This is a genomic window from Streptomyces sp. NPDC005774, assembly GCF_042871645.1.
In the GTDB taxonomy this organism is placed as follows: Bacteria; Actinomycetota; Actinomycetes; order Streptomycetales; family Streptomycetaceae; genus Streptomyces; species Streptomyces pratens.
Map to the genome: position 1 here is coordinate 91,007 of NZ_JBIAIV010000020.1, position 17,940 is coordinate 108,946.

Here is a 17,940-nt window from a genome sequence, read left to right on the forward strand (position 1 = left end):
GTGTCCGGCCCACCCGCCGACGGGGGCGGTACGGCACTGCCGGAGAAGTGTAGCCATTCGGGTGAACCGCGAGGTGGGGGCATGCCACGGGGCCGCGCCGGTGGGGTTCGGTGGGCGCCTGATCGCGGCGGTCCTCGACCGGTCCCACCGTACGGACACCCGGGAGCAGCATGCCGTCCACCGGCAGGCGGCGATGCCCCAACTCTTCTCCTGCCAGGTGCGTTTGAAGCTGCCCAGCCCTCGCCGGCCGGGGTGGCCGTCCGGGCCGGCCCGCGTCCCCGCCCCAGCCTCTCCTTCACCCGAACGGCACAACGGAGCGCTACCCAGAGCGCTGAAACATAATCGGAGCGTAATGATTCGAATGCGGGGGGAACTTCACCGGAAGGAACCACATGCACCGCATACTGCGCGGACCTGTGACAACCGCGCTCATCCTGGCCCTCGGCGCATCGCTGACCGGCGCCGCTGTCACGGGCGGAGATCCCTCCGCGAACGGGAACACGGACGCCGCGACCCCTCCGGCCCGTACCACCGCGCCGCCCATGTCGGGCACGTTCACCAAGCGGGTCGTGGCCACCGGCCTCCACAACCCCTACGAGATCGTCCGGGCTCCCGACGGATCCCTGTGGGCCACCGAGAAGAGCGGCAAGAAGGTCACCCGCGTCGACCCGAAGACCGGTGCCAAGACCACCCTGCTCAGCCTGCCGGAGGCCGTCCACAGCGAGGGCGGGCAGGACGGCGTGCTCGGCCTCGCCCTCGAGGAAGTGCCGAAGAGCGGCGAGGTGTACGCCTACATCTCGTACAGCTACGACATCGACAGCACCCCGGCCGTGCAAGCCCGTACCAAGATCGAACGCTACACCTACGACGCCGGCCGGCAGCGGCTGCACAGCCCGAAGGCCGTCATCGCCGGTATGCCGTCCGGCAACGACCACCAGTCGGCGCGGCTGCGCCTGGGCCCCGACGGCAAGCTGTACTACACCATCGGTGACCAGGGCGTGAACCAGTTCGGCAGCACCTGCAGGCCCAGCTACGCCATGCGGCTGCCCACCGCCCATGAGGTCGAGGGCCTGGACTGGATCGCCTACCAGGGCAAGACCCTGCGGCTGAACACCGACGGCTCCGTCCCCTCGGACAACCCGGTCCTCGACGGCGTGCGCAGCCACGTCTACACCTACGGGCACCGCAACGCCCAGGGCCTGGCCTTCGGCCCCGACGGCACGCTCTACTCGAACGAGCAGGGCCCGAAGACCGACGACGAGATCAACATCCTGCGCTCGGGCGGCAACTACGGCTGGCCGAACGTCTCGGGGTACCGCGACGACAAGGCCTACGTCTACGCCAACTGGTCGGCCTCCTGGCCGACACCGTGCGACGAGCTGACCTTCAGCAACTTCGAGATCCCCGCGACGGTCCCCGTGCAGGAGGAGAGCGACTTCACCCGGCCCTTCATGGACCCGATCCACACCTTCGGCACCGTGGACTCGGACTTCCAGTTCCAGAACCCCAAGTGCGCCCAGGGCGAGATGTGGTCGGTGTGCTGGCCCACCATCGCACCCTCGAGCTTCGAGCACTACGGGACATCCAGGAAGTCCGCCGCGTCCACCGGTGAGGGCCTCCCCGGCTGGAACGACTCCCTGGTGATGACCACGCTCAAGGACGGCACCGTCTACCGCGTCGACCTCACGCCGGACGGCCGGGACGTCAGCAAGGTCACCAAGCTCATCACGGAGGAGAACCGCTTCCGTGACACGGAGTTCAGCGCCGACGGCAGGTCCCTCTTCGCCGCGACCGACTCCGCGGGCCCCGTCCGTGACATCCGGGGCGCTCCGTCCACCGAACCGCTGGCGAACCCGGGCGCGATCATCGAATACCGCTGGGAGCGCTGACCCGCCGCGCTCCGATCCCGCTCCAGCACGCCGAGGAGCACACGCAGTCGTCCTCGCCCCGTCCGGCCGGTGCCTCGCACAGGTCCGGCATCCCGGGGCGAGGACCTCTGCCGTACCCGTACGGGCCGGGCCAGTCGCGCCAGGACTGCCGGCTCTCACCCCTTACGCGTCGGCGCCGTACGTCCCGTACTCGGGTTGTCCCGTCGTTTCGTAGGTGTGGACCGCCAGGCCGCGCGGTGTCGTCTCGTGGCGGACGAGGCGCAGGCCGGTCGGGGAGACACCGGACGGGAAGAGACGGCGGCCGGTGCCGACCAGCACGGGGGCGATCACCAGGCGCAGTTCGTCGATCAGGCCGGCGGCCAGCAGGGACTGGGACAGCCGGGCACTGCCGTGGAGCTGCAGCTCACGGCCGGGCCGCCGCTTCAGGTCGGCGACCTGGGCAGGGACGTCGCCGGACAGGATCGTGGTCGGGTTCCATCCGGCTTCGGTCAGGGTGTGGGAGGCCACGTACTTCGGCAGGCCGTTCATGAGGGGTCCGAAGGGCGGTTCGGTCATCTTCGGCCAGTCCCGCGCGAAGTTCACGTAGGTACGGCGGCCCAGCAGCAGGGCGTCCGCCTGGCCGAGCCAGGTGGCGGCCAGCTGTTCGAAGGCCTCGTCCAGGTACGGTACGAACCAGCCGCCCCGGGTGAACCCGTCGCCGGTGTCCTCGTCCGGGGATCCCGGGCCCTGGTAGACGCCGTCCAGCGTCAGGAACTGCGTCAGCGTCAGCTTCATCGCGCACCACTCCTCTCCTCGGCGGTACGGCGCACTTCTCTCGCCGTATCTCGCTGTTCTCTCCTTCTTGGACGGTGCGGTGCGCGAGTTCTCATCGGTCCGGCCGCGCCGGTGCGTGTGCGGACGTCGTGCACGATGTGCGCCGATACCGCGAGTGACGCATGAACATTGCGATACGCCCCACACTGTTTGCCAGAGCGTTACCGCAAAGCACTGCCCCCTCAAACCGGGTCATCCCCTCATATATCAGGGCCCCTCCGGCGACTCGTGCGGCACGGTCCGGCGCTCATGCAGGTATCCGGAGCAGCGGATCAGCCCTTTCGTCGGCTTTAGGATCGTCACCGGCCTCCCCCCTCGTACCGACGTCCCGTTTCCCGGGCCTCTTGGCAGCCGCGAACGCGGCGTGCCGTGCGGGTCGCATGGCAGCGACACGTGTGAAGAAAGGTGAACACCATGGTCCTCGGACTGCTGCGACGCAGGCGCTCCCACAGCGCCCACGGCGCCGCGCCGGCCCTCTCGGTCCCCCTGCCGCCCGGCTCGGGGGTGTTCGGCTGCGAGGTCCTCGACGCGCTGGGGCAGCCGCTGGGCGGAGCCGAGGTCACGGTGACCGGGCTGAGCAGCCACCGTGTCGCGACGCGCGGCACCACCGACCCGTACGGCTACTTCATGGCGGCCCTGCCCCCGGGCACCTACAGCGTGATGATCGCGTCGGAGAGCCTGTCGCCGGTCCGTGAGACCGTCGAGATAGCCGCCGGCGTCGTGCTCCCTCCGCAGCGCATCGCGCTGGAGCCCGGACGTCAGCTGGAGCTGCCGCCGTCCGGCACCTGGCTGTTCGACCCGCCGCACACCGCGATCCGGTTCATCGCCAAGCACGTGGGCATGGCCCATGTGCACGGCCGCTTCACGCGGTTCGAGGGCGGCGTCCGTGTCGCGCAGAACATGGCCGACTCCCAGGTCCAGGTGCGCATCGACGCATCCAGCCTCACCACGGGTAACCAGACGCGTGACAACCACCTGCGATCCGGCGACTTCCTCGACGTCGAGCACTACCCGTACATCGACTTCACCAGTACCCGGTTCGCCTATCGCGGCGGCTCCAAGTGGACCGTGCACGGCACCCTCACCATGCACGGCACCAGCCGCTCCGTGGGCCTCGACACCGAGTACCTCGGCACCGTGAACGGCGGCTACGAGCAGGAACTGCGCTGCGCCGCGCTCGCGAAGGCCGAACTGCACCGCGAGGACTTCACCCTCAACTACCGTTCGATGCTCGCCCGCGGCATCGCCGTGGTCGGCCCCACGGTCCAGTTGGAGCTCGACGTACAGGCCATGTACCGCACCCCCGACACGCCGACCCCGCCCCACTGAGCGGACTCACCGGCTGTTGACGGCGGGGCGGGGATGCCGGCCCCGCCGTCGACGTCCGGTCAGCGCAGCGGGTCGAACGGCGCGAGCTGCGCGGGGCGTTCGCCGGTGACCATCGTCTCGGCGAGCAGCAGTCCGGTGGCCGGGCCGAGAGTGATGCCCCACATGCCGTGGCCGCCCGCGGCGAAGACCCGGGGTGAGCGGGTGCGGCCGATCAGGGGAAGTCCGTCGGTCGTGCACGGGCGTGAGCCGACCCACTCGTCCTTACGGGCGTCCAGGTCGGCCCCGCGCAGCAGCGGGCGGGCCGCTTCGGCGATGGCGTTGATCCGTCGGGCGTCCAGGGGCGCTTCCGGCTTACGGAACTCCATCATTCCGGCGACGCGCAGCCGGTCGCCGAGCGGCGTGCAGGCGACGCGCTGCCCGGGGAAGTAGACCGGGCCGGACGGTACGTGCTCGACCGGGATGCTGAAGCTGTACCCCCGGCCGGCTTGTACGAGGGAGCGGACCCCGAACTTCCTGGCGTGCCGGCCGAGCCAGGCTCCGGTGGCCAGGACCACCGCGTCGAAGCGTCGGTTCTGGCCGTCACCGGTCAGGACGGTGACACCGGTGGCCGCGTCCCGCACATCGGTGACCTCCGTGTTCTCCCGGATCGTCCCGCCCCGGGCACGGACCGCGTCGGCCAGGGAGTGCACGAAGTGTCCCGGGTCGATGTAGCGCTGACCGTGCAGCCGGATCGCCGCGCCGATCTCGTCCGAAAGGGACGGCTCGATTTCCCGGGCCTCGTCTCCGTCGAGGACGTCGAACTCCATGCTCTGGCCCGCGGCATGGATCTGTTCGAGTTCCTCCAGCAGAACCCGGCGCTCCCCGGCCGTGCGGTAGGCCGCGAGGAAGGACTTGGCGTCGAGGGTGCGCGCCTCGACGCCTCCTTCGGCCAGCAGGTCGAAGGAGGACAGCGACAGGCCGTTGATGGGGACGAGCGCGCGCATCGCGCGCAGCCACCGTGTCGCGGTGCTGTTCCGGGCGAATTTGGCCAGGAACCCGAGCAGGGCGGGGTTCGCGCTGGGCGGGACGTAGACCGGGGAGGACGGGCTGAGCACCGCTCGCAGGCCGTAGCTGAGGACCGCGGGCTCGGGCAACGGTGTCGCCAGTCCGGGGGTGAGCCACCCGGCGTTGCCCCAGGACGATCCGGCGGCCACCCCCGCGCGGTCGTACACGGTGACGTCGACTCCTCGCTCCTGCAGGAACCAGGCGGTGGACAGTCCGACCATGCCGGCGCCGACGACGGCGACGGCATGGGGGCCGGAGGGCGCGGGCGAGGGAGGGCGGACCATGCGAAACCTCTTCTCCAAGGCGGTGATGTCTCCGATGGTGGGCCCGGTCCGCCCGGTTGTCTTTGTGCTGTGCGACCAATGAAAGACGGATCGATGATGCTCCGGGCACTGTGCACGGGAGTCACAATGGGGGCATGACCCTGCGCATGAGCTGTTCCTCTCCCACCACGGGGTGCCGGTGATGATCACGGTCACCGATCTCGTGGAGTCCCTGGGCGCCGGCTTCCTCCGTACGGTCGTGGCGGCCAAGGACGCCGAAGTCCACGACATCGCCCTGGCCGAGCCCGGCGATGCCGGGGGGCAGCCGGGGGAACTCGTCCTGGGGGTGGGCGTGACCGACCGGGCGGAGGCCCTTGCTCTGCTGGAGCGGGCCGCACGGGCGGCGGCCGGGGGCGTCGTCCTCAAGAGCCCCTTCGCCGGCGATCCCCAGGTGGCCCGTGCCACCCGCGAACTGGCGGGCCCCGCCCTGGTCGAACTGCAGCCGCACACCTCATGGGCGCATGTCGTCTGGCTGCTGCGAGGTGTCATCGACCGGGCCGCCGCGCCCGACACCAGTCGCCTCGGTACGCCCGGACCGCACGTCGACCTGTTCGCGCTGGCCGACGCGGCGGCCGAGATCATCGACGCGCCCGTGACGGTGGAGGACGCGCAGTCCCGGGTTCTCGCGTACTCCGCGCGGCAGGACACGACCGATCCGGCGAGGGTCTCCACCATCGTGGGACGGCGCGTCCCGCCGGAGACCCTCACCCATTTCCGGGCCGGCGGTGTCTTCCGCAGGCTCGCCCGCTCCAGCGACCCCATCTGGACCCCGGCGGGCCCCGACGGCACGCTGCCCCGGCTGATCATCCCGGTGCGGGCCGGCGGCGAGTGGCTCGGCTCGATCTGGGCGGTGGTCGGTCCTCCGGTCCCGGAGGAGCGCATCCGGGAGCTCGGCGAGGTGGCCTCGGTCCTCGCCCTGCATCTGCTGCGGCTGCGCGCCGAGGCGGGGATCGCACGGCGGGTGTCGACCGGCCGGCTGCGGGGGGCCCTGCGCGAGGGAACCGCGCCGGGTCCGGGCGCGCTTTCCGGACCCGACGCGGTTCCGGCGCTGCCGGCGGGTCCCTGGCGGGTGGTGGCCTTCGGGTCGCCCTACGAGGCCGGCGACGTACGCAGGCAGCTGGATCTGTGGGAGTCCGTCGTGCGCCGCTTCGGCTGGCACGAGCCCTTGCTGACCGACATCGACGGGTTGCTGTTCGGTCTGGTCACCGAGCGACCGCGCGGCAGACGGCCGGTCACGGCCGGCGGTATGGCCGATGCCGGCGCGGGCACCCTCGACTGGCTCCGCCACGTGCTCGGTGAGGTCCACGCGCGCGATGCGGGCCTGTACGCCGTCGCGGGGGGCCCTGCCCACTCCCCCGACCGGTTGCCCCGTTCCACCGCGGAGGCCGGCGAACTCCACCGGCTGGTCACCGCGGGCCGGCTCGCGCTCCACGGCACGACGGGGATCGTCCTGATGGAGGACGCCTGGGACACCGTGGTCGTGGAGCGTGCCACGGCGGCCGTCGGGATCGACACGGGCCTGCTCGGCGGCCCGCTCGCCGTGCTGCGCGCGCACGACGAGGAGCACGGCACGCCGTATCGCGCGACGCTCGCGGCCTGGCTGGACCACTTCGGTGACCCGCAGAGCGCTGCGCGGCTGCTGCGGATCCACCCCAACACGCTGCGGTACCGGCTGCGCAAGCTCGACGAAGTGGCTCCGGTGGACCTGTCCTCTCCCCGCGTGCGGCTGGCGCTGCGGCTGCAGCTCACCGCGATGGACGGGTCGCCGGCCCGGGGCGAGGCTCCCGGTCCCCCCTCGCCGCCGCCCCGTCCGTGACCGCTCGCGGCCTCGTCCGGCCGGCCATCGAAAGTACGTTCATCAAAAATGAGTCATTGATGATAGGACAGGAGGTTGGATACCGCGCGTTGAGGGAGTTCACGTGACCGAGCAGGCAGCAGAGACCACCGACAGGCGGGTCTTCGTCGACCAGCAGAGCCCGGACGCCTATCGCGCTCTGTCGGCCACGGCCGAGGCGGTACGCAAGGTCGCGGCCGACGCCGGGCTGGACCGCATACTCGTCGAACTGATCAACATCCGGGTCTCCCAGCTCAACGCGTGCGCGTTCTGCCTCAGCCTGCACACCACGAGAGCGCTGCGCGCCGGTGAGACCACACAGCGTCTGGGTGTGCTGCCCGCCTGGCGCGACACCGAACTGTTCGATCCACGCGAGCGTGCCGCACTGGCGCTGGCCGAGGCGACCACCCTTCCCACGGACGCGGACACGCAGGCCACCGCCTACCGCATCGCCCGCCCCGTACTGTCGGAGGACGAGATCTCCGCCGTGATCTGGGTGGCGATCACCATGAACGCCTTCAACCGGGTCTCGGTCCTGAGCAAGCACCCGGTGCGCAGCCGTGCCGCGGCACCGGCCGGCTGAACGCCTCCGCGGGCCTGCCGCCCCGGCTCCGCCGTGCGCCATGGACCCGCAGCACGGTCATGCCGGACGGCAGCGGCGGCGGAGCAGCTCCACGCCGGGGCCCGTGAGGTCGTCGCAGTACACCGCACGTCCCGTCATGGCCATCACCAGGGCCAGGGTGGGGCCGGTCACCAGGGGTCCGGAACCGGCGGTGAAGGGGCCGTCGTCGGCGACGAGTCCCAGGCCGCCGATCCGGCCCTTGGCCACGACGACCTGGTCCGTGCTCCGGTAGTACTCGGCGACCCGTGTGACGACGTCCGCCGGGTGGTCGCGGCGGATGCCCAGGGGGCGCCGGATGTCCTCTCCGTGCACGATCGTCTCGCCAAGCATGGCGATGACGGGCAAAGGGGGCTTGGTCGTGCTCGGGACGGCACGCCGGAACCGGTCGAGGGTCTCGGCCGGAGTCGCGCCCATCTGCTCGGCCAGCCGCATGGCCACCTGCTTGTCGAAGTCGAACCGGCAGCGGATCACCCCGGCCAGCCAGCGCGGCCCGTTCAGGCTCGCGGCCGCGGTGAGGTGCGCCAGCACCTCGCGCACGGTCAGGCCTGTGCACAGTGACGGTGTGACCCACCGCTCGTCGGTCAGATCGGCGAGGTCGGCCGCCAGCGCCGCGCGCTCCGCGTGGACCGATGGCCAGAGGGCCGTTCTGCGGATGCGGCGACCTGTCATCGGTTCCGGACGGGTCATACGGGCGGGTCTCCTGTCACAGGTGTACGGCTCGGGCGTGGCCGGTGTGCTCTCGGCTCGGTGAGGGAGACTCCAGCTCCGGGGCGAAGTCATCGGTCGCCGGCGAGTTCCGGGGCCGGGCCCGGCCCCCTGGTGCACGACGATAACGTTCCCAGGACGAACCGACCGTGCCGGACAGTTCCGCCTGCGCCGAGGTCAGTGGTCCCGAGAGGTATTACGAGGTAAACGGCCCTGGCCGGGCCGTCCTTCAGGCATCCGGCCGGGCGGGACGGCGCGTGCTCGCCGCCCCGCCCGGTCCGTGCAGGACGGTGTCCGCGAGAAGGTCCGCACCCCCGGCCCCGGCTCGCCGCGGCTGCCCGACGAGACGGACTTCCACGCGAGCCGACGTGTACGCGGCGAGCGTGCCGCATCCCGGGCGCTTCGAGGATCTCCTCGCCGGGTGCTTCGCGGCGGCGCGCGCTCCACTGTCCTGGAGCGCCGGCGCCCTGCGCGGTCTGACGGCTCCCACGCTGCTGGTCATCGGCGACACCGACTGCGTACGGGTCGAGCGCGCCGCCGGGATGCAGCGGCTGATTCCGCGGCCGGCCGCGCTGCCCGCCACCACGCGCATGACCCTGATGCGACGGACGTCCCTGTTCCCGCCGCCGCCGGACGAGTTCCTCGGGTGAGCACCAGCGACGGGGACCGGAAGGGGGAGTGGGGCGGGCGGCGGGCGGCTCAGGCGAGTTCCACGAGGAGGTCGCCGCCCTCCACCTGCTGGATGCGGTTGATGGCCAGCCGGCTCACCGTGCCGGACTTCGGGGCGGTGATCGCGGCCTCCATCTTCATCGCCTCGATGGTGGCCACCGTGGCACCGGCCGCCACCTCGTCACCCTCGGCGACCGCGAGGGTCACCACTCCGGCGAACGGCGCCGCGACATGGCCGGGGTCGCTGCGGTCGGCCTTCTCGGTGACCGGGACGTCGGAGGCGGCGGCCCGGTCGCGGACCTGGATCGGCCGCATCTGACCGTTCAGGGTGGACATCACGGTGCGCATGCCACGCTCGTCGGCGTCGCCCACGGCCTGGAGTTCGATGAGCAGCCGCACCCCGGGGTCGAGGTCGACGGTGTACTCCTTGTCGGGGCGCAGCCCGTAGAAGAAGGCCTTGCTGTCCAGGACGCTGGTGTCGCCGAAGGTCTGCCGGTGCGTCTCGAACTCGCGGGCCGGTCCGGGGAACAGCATCCGGTTGAGCGTGGCCCGGCGGTCCTTCGCCAGCCCGGCGCGGTCGTCCGCGGTCAGTTCCTGCACCGGCTTGGCCTCGGCGCGGCCGCGCAGTGCCTTGCTCCGGAACGGCTCGGGCCAGCCGCCGGGCGGGGTGCCGAGTTCACCGCGCAGGAAGCCGATGACGGAGTCGGGGATGTCGAACCGGTCCGGGTCCTGCTCGAAGTCCCGCGGGGACACCCCGGCACCCACCAGGTGCAGGGCCAGGTCGCCGACCACCTTCGACGAGGGGGTCACCTTGACGAGGCGGCCGAGGATCCGGTCGGCGGCGGCGTACATCGCCTCGATGTCCTCGAAGCGGTCGCCCAGGCCGAGGGCGATGGCCTGGGTGCGCAGGTTGGAGAGCTGCCCGCCGGGGATCTCGTGGTGGTAGACGCGGCCGGTGGGTGAGGCCAGGCCCGCTTCGAAGGGGGCGTAGACCTTGCGGACGCTCTCCCAGTACGGCTCCAGGTCGCCGACGGCCTGGAGGTCGAGGCCGGTGGGCCGGTCCGAGTGGTCGGTCGCCGCGACGATCGCCGACAGGCTGGGCTGCGAGGTGGTGCCCGCCATGGACGCCACCGCTCCGTCGACGGCGTCCGCTCCGGCCTGGATGGCGGCGAGGTAGGTGGCGAGCTGCCCGCCGGAGGTGTCGTGGGTGTGCAGGTGGACCGGCAGGTCGAACTCCCGGCGCAGGGCGGACACCAGGGTGGCGGCCGCGGGCGCCCTCAGCAGGCCTGCCATGTCCTTGACGGCCAGGACGTGCGCGCCCGCGGCCACGATCTGCTCGGCCAGGCGCAGGTAGTAGTCCAGGGTGTAGAGCCGCTCGGACGGATCGGACAGGTCGGAGGTGTAGCACAGGGCCACCTCCGCGACGGCCGTCCCGGTCTCCCGTACGGCGTCGATGGCGGGCCGCATCTGGTCGACGTCGTTGAGCGCGTCGAAGATGCGGAAGACGTCGATGCCGGTGGCCGCCGCCTCCTGGACGAAGGCGTCGGTCACCTCGGTCGGGTAGGGCGTGTAGCCCACGGTGTTGCGGCCGCGCAGCAGCATCTGGAGGCAGATGTTCGGCACGGCTTCGCGCAGGGCGGCCAGGCGTTCCCAGGGGTCCTCGGCGAGGAAGCGCAGGGCGACGTCGTAGGTGGCGCCGCCCCAGCACTCCAGGGAGAGCAGCTCGGGCAGGGTGCGCGCCACCACGGGGGCGACGGCGAGCAGGTCCTTGGTGCGGACCCGGGTGGCGAGCAGTGACTGGTGGGCGTCGCGGAAGGTGGTGTCGGTGACGCCGACGGTGGGTGAGGCGCGCAGCCGGCTCGCGAATCCCTCGGGGCCGAGTTCCGCGAGCAGCTGCCGGGACCCCGGCGCCGGCTCGGCCGCGGCCGGCCGGGGCAGCTTGGTCGTCGGGTCGATCAGTTCGGGGCGCTCGCCGTGCGGCTTGTTGACCGTGATGTCGGCGAGGTAGGTCAGCAGCTTCGTGCCACGGTCGGCGGAGTGGCGTGCGGTGAGCAGGTGCGGTCGCTGCTCGATGAACGACGTGGTGACCCGGCCGGCCTGGAACTCCGGGTCGTCGAGCACGGCCTGGAGGAAGGGGATGTTGGTGGAGACGCCGCGGATGCGGAACTCGGCCACGGCGCGCCGGGCCCGGCCCACCGCGGTGGCGAAGTCCCGGCCTCGGCAGGTCAGTTTCACCAGCATGGAGTCGAAGTGGGCGCTGATCTCCGTGCCGGCGTGGGTGGTGCCGCCGTCCAGGCGGATGCCGGAGCCGCCGGGCGAGCGGTAGGCGCTGATCTGCCCGGTGTCGGGGCGGAAGCCGTTGGCCGGGTCCTCGGTGGTGATGCGGCACTGCAGCGCGGCGCCGCGCAGGGTGATGTTCTCCTGGGCGAGTCCGAGGTCGGCGAGGGTCTCGCCGGCGGCGATGCGCAGCTGCGCCTGTACGAGGTCGACGTCGGTGACCTCCTCGGTCACCGTGTGCTCGACCTGGATGCGGGGGTTCATCTCGATGAAGACGTGGTTCCCGTCGCGGTCGACGAGGAATTCCACGGTACCGGCGTTGCGGTAGCCGATCTGGCGGGCGAAGCGCACGGCGTCGGCGCAGATCCTGTCCCGCAGCCGGGGGTCGAGGTTCGGCGCGGGCGCGAGTTCGATCACCTTCTGGTGGCGGCGCTGCACCGAGCAGTCGCGCTCGAAGAGGTGGATGACGTTGCCCTCGCCGTCGGCGAGGATCTGCACCTCGATGTGGCGGGGATCGACGACGGCCCGCTCCAGGAAGACCGTGGGGTCGCCGAACGCGGAGGCGGCCTCCCGCGAGGCCGCCTCGATGGACTCCCGAAGCTGGGCGGGGTCCTCGACCCGGCGCATCCCGCGCCCGCCACCGCCGGCGACCGCCTTGACGAACACGGGGAAGCCGATGTCGTCGGCGGCGCGGACGAGTTCCTCCACGTCGGTGGAGGGCTCCGAGGAGCTCAGTACCGGCACGTCCGCCGCGCGGGCCGCGGCGACGGCGCGCGCCTTGTTCCCGGTCAGCTCCAGGATCGGGGCGCTCGGTCCGACGAAGGTGATGCCCGCCTCGTCGCACGCCAGGGCCAGCTCGGGGTTCTCGGACAGGAATCCGTAGCCCGGGTAGACGGCGTCGGCGCCCGCCCGGAGGGCCGCGCCGACGATCTCCTCGACCGAGAGATAGGCACGCACCGGATGCCCTACCTGGCCGATCTGGTATGCCTCGTCCGCCTTGAGCCGGTGGAGCGAGTTGCGGTCCTCGTGGGGGAAGACCGCGACCGTTCGGGCACCCAGCTCGTAGCCCGCGCGGAACGCCCTGATCGCGATCTCACCACGGTTGGCTACCAGCACCTTGCGGAACATGTTGATCCCTTCAGCCTGCCCGGTGACGAAGACCATCGTGTCGGTGACAGGCCCGGTGCGCCATGTGAGCCGGGCCACTCGTCCCACGCCGGACGGGGTTGCCGCTTCGGCGCCGTGGGGCACGTCAGTGTGCGGGGGTGGCGTCCTGACGGGCGGGGTGACCGAGCCAGTAGCCGAAACCCCGGCGGGTGCGGATCAGCGCGGGATGTTCCTTGTCCACCTTGAGCCTCAGACGGGAGACGAGCTTCTCGATGGCCGAGTTGGCGCGGTACTCGCCCCACACGTGCCGGCTGATCTGCTCCTTCGACAGCACGCGTTCGGCGTTGGCCAGCAGGTGGCTCAGGAGCCGGTATTCGGCGGGGGTGAGGTCGAGCTGTCTGGACCCGCGCCATGCCTGGCAGGTGGCATCGTCCAGAACCAGGTCGCCGTAGCAGTGCATCCCCTGCTGCTCGGGGGCACGGCCGCGCAGCAGGACCTGGGCCCTGGCCAGGACTTCGGCGATCCGCACCGGCTTGGTGACGTAGTCCTCGCCGCCCGGGCCGAGTTCGGGCAGGAGGCTGTGGAGGAAGTCGCAGGTGGTCAGGAACAGCAGCGGCGGCCGGTCCGCGGGCGCCACGCGCCGCCCCCGGGTGAAGCCGATCAGGTCGGGCAGGGTGGCGTCCAGGACCACCAGGTCGAAGCGGTGCTCCGCGAACCGCACCATCCCGTCGGCTGCGGTCCCCGCGGTGCAGACCCGGTAACCCACCAACTCGAGTGCGGTGGCGATCAGTTCGGTCACCGAGGGGTCCTGCTCGACGACCAGGACGTGCCGCCCGTGGCCGCGGGGCGACGACGGCCCCTCTCCGAGGACGCAGCCCGCCGGACGGCCGGTGCTCCGATACACGGGGAGGCTGTCCGGGTGGGGCGTGGCCGTCATGGCTCGATGCCGGCCTCGGCTCGGGCGACGAAGTCGCCCACCGTGCGGGGGAAGAGCTCGGCGAGCAGACGGAGGCCCTCGGGCGACCGGTCCGCCGGCGCCACCCGCATGCTTCGGAGGCTCACTTCCCGCGTCCGGTCGATGGCGATCGGTCCGGCCTCGGCGAGCCGGACACGCCGGGCCCGCCGGTCCTCCGGATCGGGGACCCGCTGTACGCAGCCGCCCTTCTCCAACTGCCCGAGCTGCCGGGTGACATGGGACGCCTCCACGGAGAGGCGGGCCACCGGCTTCCCGGGGCGCAGCGGGTCGCTTCCGGCGGCGTGCCGCAGGATCGCCGCGGCGGCCCGAGCCGGAGGCAGCCCGGCCACGGCCATCAGGCGCTCGTGCTGCCGGACCCGGCCCACCAGGCAGGTGACACGGGTGAGGGCCCGCTCGGTCTCGACCGGATCCGGTGAGGCGGGTACGGGCACCACTGCGGGCTGCGGGGCGGACATGCGGTTACCGTAGAGTTACTTGACTAAGTTAAGCAAGACGGGCGCAGGCCTTCTTGCCCCGCGCCACCTCCACTCCGCCACCGGACCCCCCGCGTGACTTGAATCACGTCAGGCTGAGGTCAGGAAACTGACCGGAAGGTGTCAGCCCGCTCCGCTTCCATGCCTGGTGGCCGAGCTTTCCGATTCCACAACTCCTGCTTCCTTCACGGCCGTTCCAGCCGGAAGCGCTCCCCCACGTCATGTAGGAGATGCCATGCCCGAGGCCCTGTCCTGCCCTGCCGGCGGCACCGCCGAGGAGTTGCCCGAGTATCCGCTGCCGCGGGCGGCGCAGTGCCCTCTGGCCCCGGCCCCGGCCGCGCAGGAGCTGCGGGCGGAGCACCCGGTCACGAAGGTCCGCATCTGGAACGGCAGTACGCCCTGGCTGGTCACCCGGCACGCCGACCAGCGCGCCCTCCTGCCCGACCCCCGGGTGAGCGACGACGACCTCGACCCCGGTTTCCCTCATGTCAACGCCCACCGGGCGATGATCGCCCCGGCCACACCCCGGCTGATCACGAACACGGACGCGCCGGAGCACACCCGGCTGCGCCGGACCGTCAACGGCCCGTTCCTGGTCAAGCGGATCGAGAGGATGCGGGCCCCGGTCCAGAAGATCGTCGACGACCTGATCGACACGATGCTGGCGGGCCCCCACCCGGTCGACCTGCTCACGGCGTTCGCGCTGCCGGTGCCGTCGCTGGTCATCGCCGAACTGCTCGGGGTGCCCTATGAGGACCACGACTTCTTCCAGCGCAGCAGCAGCCTGGTCCTGGACGGCGCCGCGGCGCCCGAGGAGGCCCGGAGGGTCAGCGGTGAGCTGGCCGCCTATCTGGACGACCTGATCAGGCGGAAGACGGACGACCCGGGCGAGGATGTGCTCTCCGAGATGGCCGGCCGGGTCCGCGACGGGGAGATGTCGCACACCGAGGCCGTCCACATGGGCGTGGCGATGCTGATCGCCGGCCACGAGACGACCGCGACGATGATCAGCCTCGGCACCCTGGCGCTGTTCGAGCACCCCGACCAGCTCGCCCTGTTGCGGGAGACCGACGACCCGAAGCTGGTCGCGAACGCGGTGGACGAGCTGCTGCGCTACCTGACCATCGTCCAGACCGGTGTGCGCCGGGTCGCCAAGGAGGACGTCGGGATCGGCTCGGTGGTCATCCGCAAGGGCGAGGGCATCGTCTTCGACCTGCACGCGGCGAACTGGGACCCGGAGGCGTTCCCCGAGGCCGAGCGGCTGGACCTCACCCGCCCCGCCCGGATCCACCAGGCGTTCGGCTACGGACCCACCAGTGCCTGGGCCAGAACCTGGCCCGGCTGGAACTCCAGGTCGCCTACGGCACCCTCTACCGCCGCATCCCCACCCTGCGCGCGGCCGCCCCGATCGAGGACCTTTCCTTCGACCGCACCGGGACGACGTACGGCGTCCACAGCCTGCCCGTCACCTGGTGACCGGCCCCGCCCTCACCCCCACAGCACGACCGGCAGAACCGGAAGGACCGACCGAGTGACAACGACGCGTGTGGAACTGGACGAACCCAAGTGCGTGGCGTCGGGACAGTGCGTCCTGGCCGCCCCCGACGTCTTCGACCAGCGGGACGACGACGGAGTGGCGGTCCTGCTGGAGGAGTACCCCGGTGAGGAACTGCTCCACGACGCGCGCCAGGCCGAGGCGGTCTGCCCGGCCGCGGCGATCCGCCTGGTGGAGCGGTGAGACGCGTCGTGGTCGTCGGTGCCTCGGCCGCCGGACTCGCGGCGGCCGAGACCCTGCGCCGGGCGGGCCACGACGGCCCGCTCACCCTCGTCGGTGACGAGCCGCACGTCCCGTACGACCGCCCTCCGCTGTCCAAGCAGATCCTCTCCGGCGCGTGGCCGGCCGGACGGCTGCCGTTGCGCCGGGACGAGGACCTCGACGCCCTGGACCTGGACCTGCGGTTGGGGACGGCGGCGACCGGGCTGGACCTGGCGGATTGCGCGGTCCGGCTGGCCGATGGGTCGCGGGTGCCGTACGACGGGCTGATCGTGGCCACGGGCGTGCGTCCCCGGCGGCTGCCCGGCGAGGGAGCGCACGTCCTGCGCACGCTGGACGACGCCCTCGCACTGCGTGACGTGCTGACGCCGGGCACCAGGCTCGTCGTGGTGGGCGCCGGGTTCCTCGGTGCCGAGGCCGCCGCCGTCGCCCGGGGTCTGGGCGCCCACGTCACCCTGCTCGAGCCGTCTCCCGTCCCGCTGGCCCACGCCGTCGGCACCGAGGTCGGCGGGATGCTCTCCCGGGTCCATCTCGACCACGGCGTGGAGTTGCGCACCTCGGTCACCGTGACGGAGGTGACCGAGGACGGCGTGCGGCTGGCCGGCGGCGAGGTGGTCGAGGCCGACGAGATCCTGGTCGCCGTCGGTTCACTGCCGAACACCGGCTGGCTCGCGGACAGCGGGCTGACGCTCGGCGACGGCGTGATCTGCGACGAGTACTGCGAGGCCGCACCGGGGGTGTACGCGGCCGGTGACGTCGCCCGCTGGTACAACCCGCTGTTCGGGACGTCGATGCGGATCGAGCACCGTACGAACGCCGCCGAGCAGGGCATGGCCGCCGCGCACAACCTGCTCGCCGCGCCAGAGGCGCGCACGCCGTTCACGCCCGTTCCGTACTTCTGGTCCGACCAGTACGGCCTGCGGATCCAGGCCTACGGCTACCTGCGCGGCCACGACGAAGTCGCCGTCGTGGACGGGGACACGGCCGGGCGGCGGTTCGTCGCCGCCTACCGCAGGGGCGGAAGGCTCACCGGCGCACTGGCGGTGGGCATGCCGCCCAAGGCCGTCCGCGCCTGGCGGAAGGCCGTCGCGGACGGTACGGCCTGGCACGAGGCCGTACGGGACGAGGCGGCCGCCCCCGACGACCTCATCGGCAACGGTCACCACCACGGCAAGGAGACCTCCCATGCACGACAGTAGGGACGACCGGTCGCGTGACGTGGTCGTCGTCACCGGAGCGGGCGGGATGGGGTCGGCGGTCGCCCGACGGCTGGGCAGCGGGCGGACGTTGATCCTCGCCGATGCGTCCCGCGCTCGGCTGGACGAAACGGTGGACGCGCTGCGCGCCGAGGGGTACGCGGTACGGGGTGTACCGACCGACGTCCGTGACCGTGCGGCGGTGGAGCGGCTGGCCCGGACCGCGGCCGGGGCGGGGCGGATCACGGCCGTCGTGCACACGGCCGGGGTGGCCGCCGCGACCGCCTCGGCATCCAGGATTCTCGAGGTCGACCTGCTCGGCACGGTGTACGTCATCGAGGCGTTCGAGCAGGTGGCCGTTCGTGGCACGTCACTGGTCTGCGTCGCCAGCGTCGCCGGGCACATGGCCTCGATCGGCGCCGAGGACGAGGCTTCCCTGGCCACGGCACCCGCGGACCGGCTGCTGGGCCTGGACGCGGTCACCGGCCTCGCCGACGATCCGACGGCCGCCTACATCCTGGCCAAACGGGCGAATCTCCTGCGGGTGCAGGCCGCCGCCCTCGCGTGGAGCCGGCTCGGCGCCCGTGTCAACACGGTCAGTCCGGGCATCGTCGCCACCGCGATGGCGAAGGCGGAGGCCGACGCGGACTCCGACGGGCACATGATGAAAATGCTCGACGCGTGCGGCGCGGGCCGGCCCGGTACACCCGCCGAGATCGCCGACGCGGTGGCCTTCCTCACGGACCCGCACTCCTCGTACATCACCGGCACCGACCTGCTCGTCGACGGCGGTCAGACGGCATGGATCCGGCACCACATGCCCCGCGGGTGACGGCACTTCGGGGCCGGGAGGGTCAGGGCGCGAGGCCGGCTGCCTCATGCGGGTGAGGGGGCGGCAAGAGGACAGCC

The 17,940-nt window shown here is 71.9% G+C and carries 14 protein-coding genes and 1 pseudogene; 9 read left to right on the forward strand and 6 right to left on the reverse strand.

All coding sequences use genetic code 11. From position 1 onward, the window contains the following. Positions 1-416 precede the first annotated feature (416 nt). Entirely contained in the window at positions 417-1,889 is a 1,473-nt protein-coding gene (locus ACFYQA_RS19850; protein WP_386395027.1) for a glucose/sorbosone family PQQ-dependent dehydrogenase, read from the forward strand. A 162-nt stretch (positions 1,890-2,051) separates the two neighbouring features. Here ACFYQA_RS19850 and ACFYQA_RS19855 read toward each other — a convergent pair whose 3' ends face one another. Beyond that, entirely contained in the window at positions 2,052-2,663 is a 612-nt protein-coding gene (locus ACFYQA_RS19855) for a dihydrofolate reductase family protein (RefSeq protein ID WP_386395029.1), read from the reverse strand. 453 nt (positions 2,664-3,116) lie between these two features. Here ACFYQA_RS19855 and ACFYQA_RS19860 point away from each other — a divergent pair, with 453 nt between their 5' ends. Continuing rightward, a complete protein-coding gene (locus ACFYQA_RS19860) occupies positions 3,117-4,031 on the forward strand; it encodes a YceI family protein (RefSeq protein WP_388919238.1) in 915 nt (304 codons plus the stop codon). A gap of 59 nt (positions 4,032-4,090) precedes the next feature. Here the strand turns inward: ACFYQA_RS19860 and ACFYQA_RS19865 are convergent, their stop codons facing one another. Beyond that, on the reverse strand, positions 4,091-5,359 hold the full coding sequence (locus ACFYQA_RS19865) for an NAD(P)/FAD-dependent oxidoreductase (RefSeq protein ID WP_388919241.1): 1,269 nt from the start codon (positions 5,357-5,359) through the stop codon (positions 4,091-4,093). A gap of 181 nt (positions 5,360-5,540) precedes the next feature. On the opposite strand from ACFYQA_RS19865, the gene ACFYQA_RS19870 reads away from it, so the two are divergent. Together ACFYQA_RS19870 and ACFYQA_RS19875 are read left to right on the forward strand one after the other, a co-directional pair. After that, complete coding sequence (locus ACFYQA_RS19870) at positions 5,541-7,214, forward strand: PucR family transcriptional regulator (RefSeq protein WP_388919244.1); 1,674 nt, start codon at positions 5,541-5,543, stop codon at positions 7,212-7,214. A gap of 103 nt (positions 7,215-7,317) precedes the next feature. Further along, on the forward strand, positions 7,318-7,815 hold the full coding sequence (locus ACFYQA_RS19875; RefSeq protein WP_388919247.1) for a carboxymuconolactone decarboxylase family protein: 498 nt from the start codon (positions 7,318-7,320) through the stop codon (positions 7,813-7,815). A gap of 57 nt (positions 7,816-7,872) precedes the next feature. Here ACFYQA_RS19875 and ACFYQA_RS19880 read toward each other — a convergent pair whose 3' ends face one another. Next, positions 7,873-8,541, reverse strand: a complete 669-nt coding sequence (locus ACFYQA_RS19880; protein WP_388919250.1) for a maleylpyruvate isomerase family mycothiol-dependent enzyme — start codon at positions 8,539-8,541, stop codon at positions 7,873-7,875. A 401-nt stretch (positions 8,542-8,942) separates the two neighbouring features. Between ACFYQA_RS19880 and ACFYQA_RS19885 the strand changes: the two genes are divergently transcribed. After that, entirely contained in the window at positions 8,943-9,209 is a 267-nt protein-coding gene (locus ACFYQA_RS19885; protein ID WP_388919252.1) for a hypothetical protein, read from the forward strand. 49 nt (positions 9,210-9,258) lie between these two features. Here the strand turns inward: ACFYQA_RS19885 and ACFYQA_RS19890 are convergent, their stop codons facing one another. From ACFYQA_RS19890 to ACFYQA_RS19900, 3 genes are all read right to left on the reverse strand, one after another. Next, entirely contained in the window at positions 9,259-12,633 is a 3,375-nt protein-coding gene (locus ACFYQA_RS19890; protein ID WP_388919297.1) for a pyruvate carboxylase, read from the reverse strand. Between the two features lie 124 nt (positions 12,634-12,757). Continuing rightward, the gene (locus tag ACFYQA_RS19895; protein ID WP_388919255.1) at positions 12,758-13,549 is read right to left on the reverse strand and encodes a response regulator transcription factor; all 792 of its coding nucleotides are present in this window, start codon (positions 13,547-13,549) and stop codon (positions 12,758-12,760) included. Then, positions 13,546-14,043, reverse strand: a complete 498-nt coding sequence (locus tag ACFYQA_RS19900) for a MarR family winged helix-turn-helix transcriptional regulator (RefSeq protein WP_388919257.1) — start codon at positions 14,041-14,043, stop codon at positions 13,546-13,548. The genes ACFYQA_RS19895 and ACFYQA_RS19900 overlap by 4 nt, the downstream gene beginning before the upstream one ends. A 253-nt stretch (positions 14,044-14,296) precedes the next feature. Here ACFYQA_RS19900 and ACFYQA_RS19905 point away from each other — a divergent pair. The 4 genes and pseudogenes from ACFYQA_RS19905 to ACFYQA_RS19920 all read left to right on the forward strand — a co-directional run bounded on the left by ACFYQA_RS19905 (position 14,297) and on the right by ACFYQA_RS19920 (position 17,863). Continuing rightward, positions 14,297-15,537, forward strand: a pseudogene (locus ACFYQA_RS19905) (cytochrome P450). 70 nt (positions 15,538-15,607) lie between these two features. Next, on the forward strand, positions 15,608-15,799 hold the full coding sequence (locus ACFYQA_RS19910; RefSeq protein ID WP_388919300.1) for a ferredoxin: 192 nt from the start codon (positions 15,608-15,610) through the stop codon (positions 15,797-15,799). Continuing rightward, the gene (locus tag ACFYQA_RS19915; RefSeq protein ID WP_388919260.1) at positions 15,796-17,034 is read left to right on the forward strand and encodes an NAD(P)/FAD-dependent oxidoreductase; all 1,239 of its coding nucleotides are present in this window, start codon (positions 15,796-15,798) and stop codon (positions 17,032-17,034) included. Before ACFYQA_RS19910 ends, ACFYQA_RS19915 begins: the two co-directional genes overlap by 4 nt. After that, entirely contained in the window at positions 17,021-17,863 is an 843-nt protein-coding gene (locus tag ACFYQA_RS19920; protein ID WP_388919263.1) for an SDR family oxidoreductase, read from the forward strand. Before ACFYQA_RS19915 ends, ACFYQA_RS19920 begins: the two co-directional genes overlap by 14 nt. Positions 17,864-17,940: the final 77 nt, after the last annotated feature.

Bases quoted from the DNA above. Each gene is read 5' to 3' on its own strand.
- ACFYQA_RS19855 (WP_386395029.1), bottom strand. From the start codon at position 2,663: ATGAAGCTGACGCTGACGCAGTTCCTGACGCTGGACGGCGTCTACCAG.
- ACFYQA_RS19860 (WP_388919238.1), top strand. From the start codon at position 3,117: ATGGTCCTCGGACTGCTGCGACGCAGGCGCTCCCACAGCGCCCACGGC.
- ACFYQA_RS19865 (WP_388919241.1), bottom strand. From the start codon at position 5,359: ATGGTCCGCCCTCCCTCGCCCGCGCCCTCCGGCCCCCATGCCGTCGCC.
- ACFYQA_RS19870 (WP_388919244.1), top strand. From the start codon at position 5,541: ATGATCACGGTCACCGATCTCGTGGAGTCCCTGGGCGCCGGCTTCCTC.
- ACFYQA_RS19880 (WP_388919250.1), bottom strand. From the start codon at position 8,541: ATGACCCGTCCGGAACCGATGACAGGTCGCCGCATCCGCAGAACGGCC.
- ACFYQA_RS19890 (WP_388919297.1), bottom strand. From the start codon at position 12,633: ATGTTCCGCAAGGTGCTGGTAGCCAACCGTGGTGAGATCGCGATCAGG.
- ACFYQA_RS19895 (WP_388919255.1), bottom strand. From the start codon at position 13,549: ATGACGGCCACGCCCCACCCGGACAGCCTCCCCGTGTATCGGAGCACC.
- ACFYQA_RS19900 (WP_388919257.1), bottom strand. From the start codon at position 14,043: ATGTCCGCCCCGCAGCCCGCAGTGGTGCCCGTACCCGCCTCACCGGAT.
- ACFYQA_RS19920 (WP_388919263.1), top strand. From the start codon at position 17,021: ATGCACGACAGTAGGGACGACCGGTCGCGTGACGTGGTCGTCGTCACC.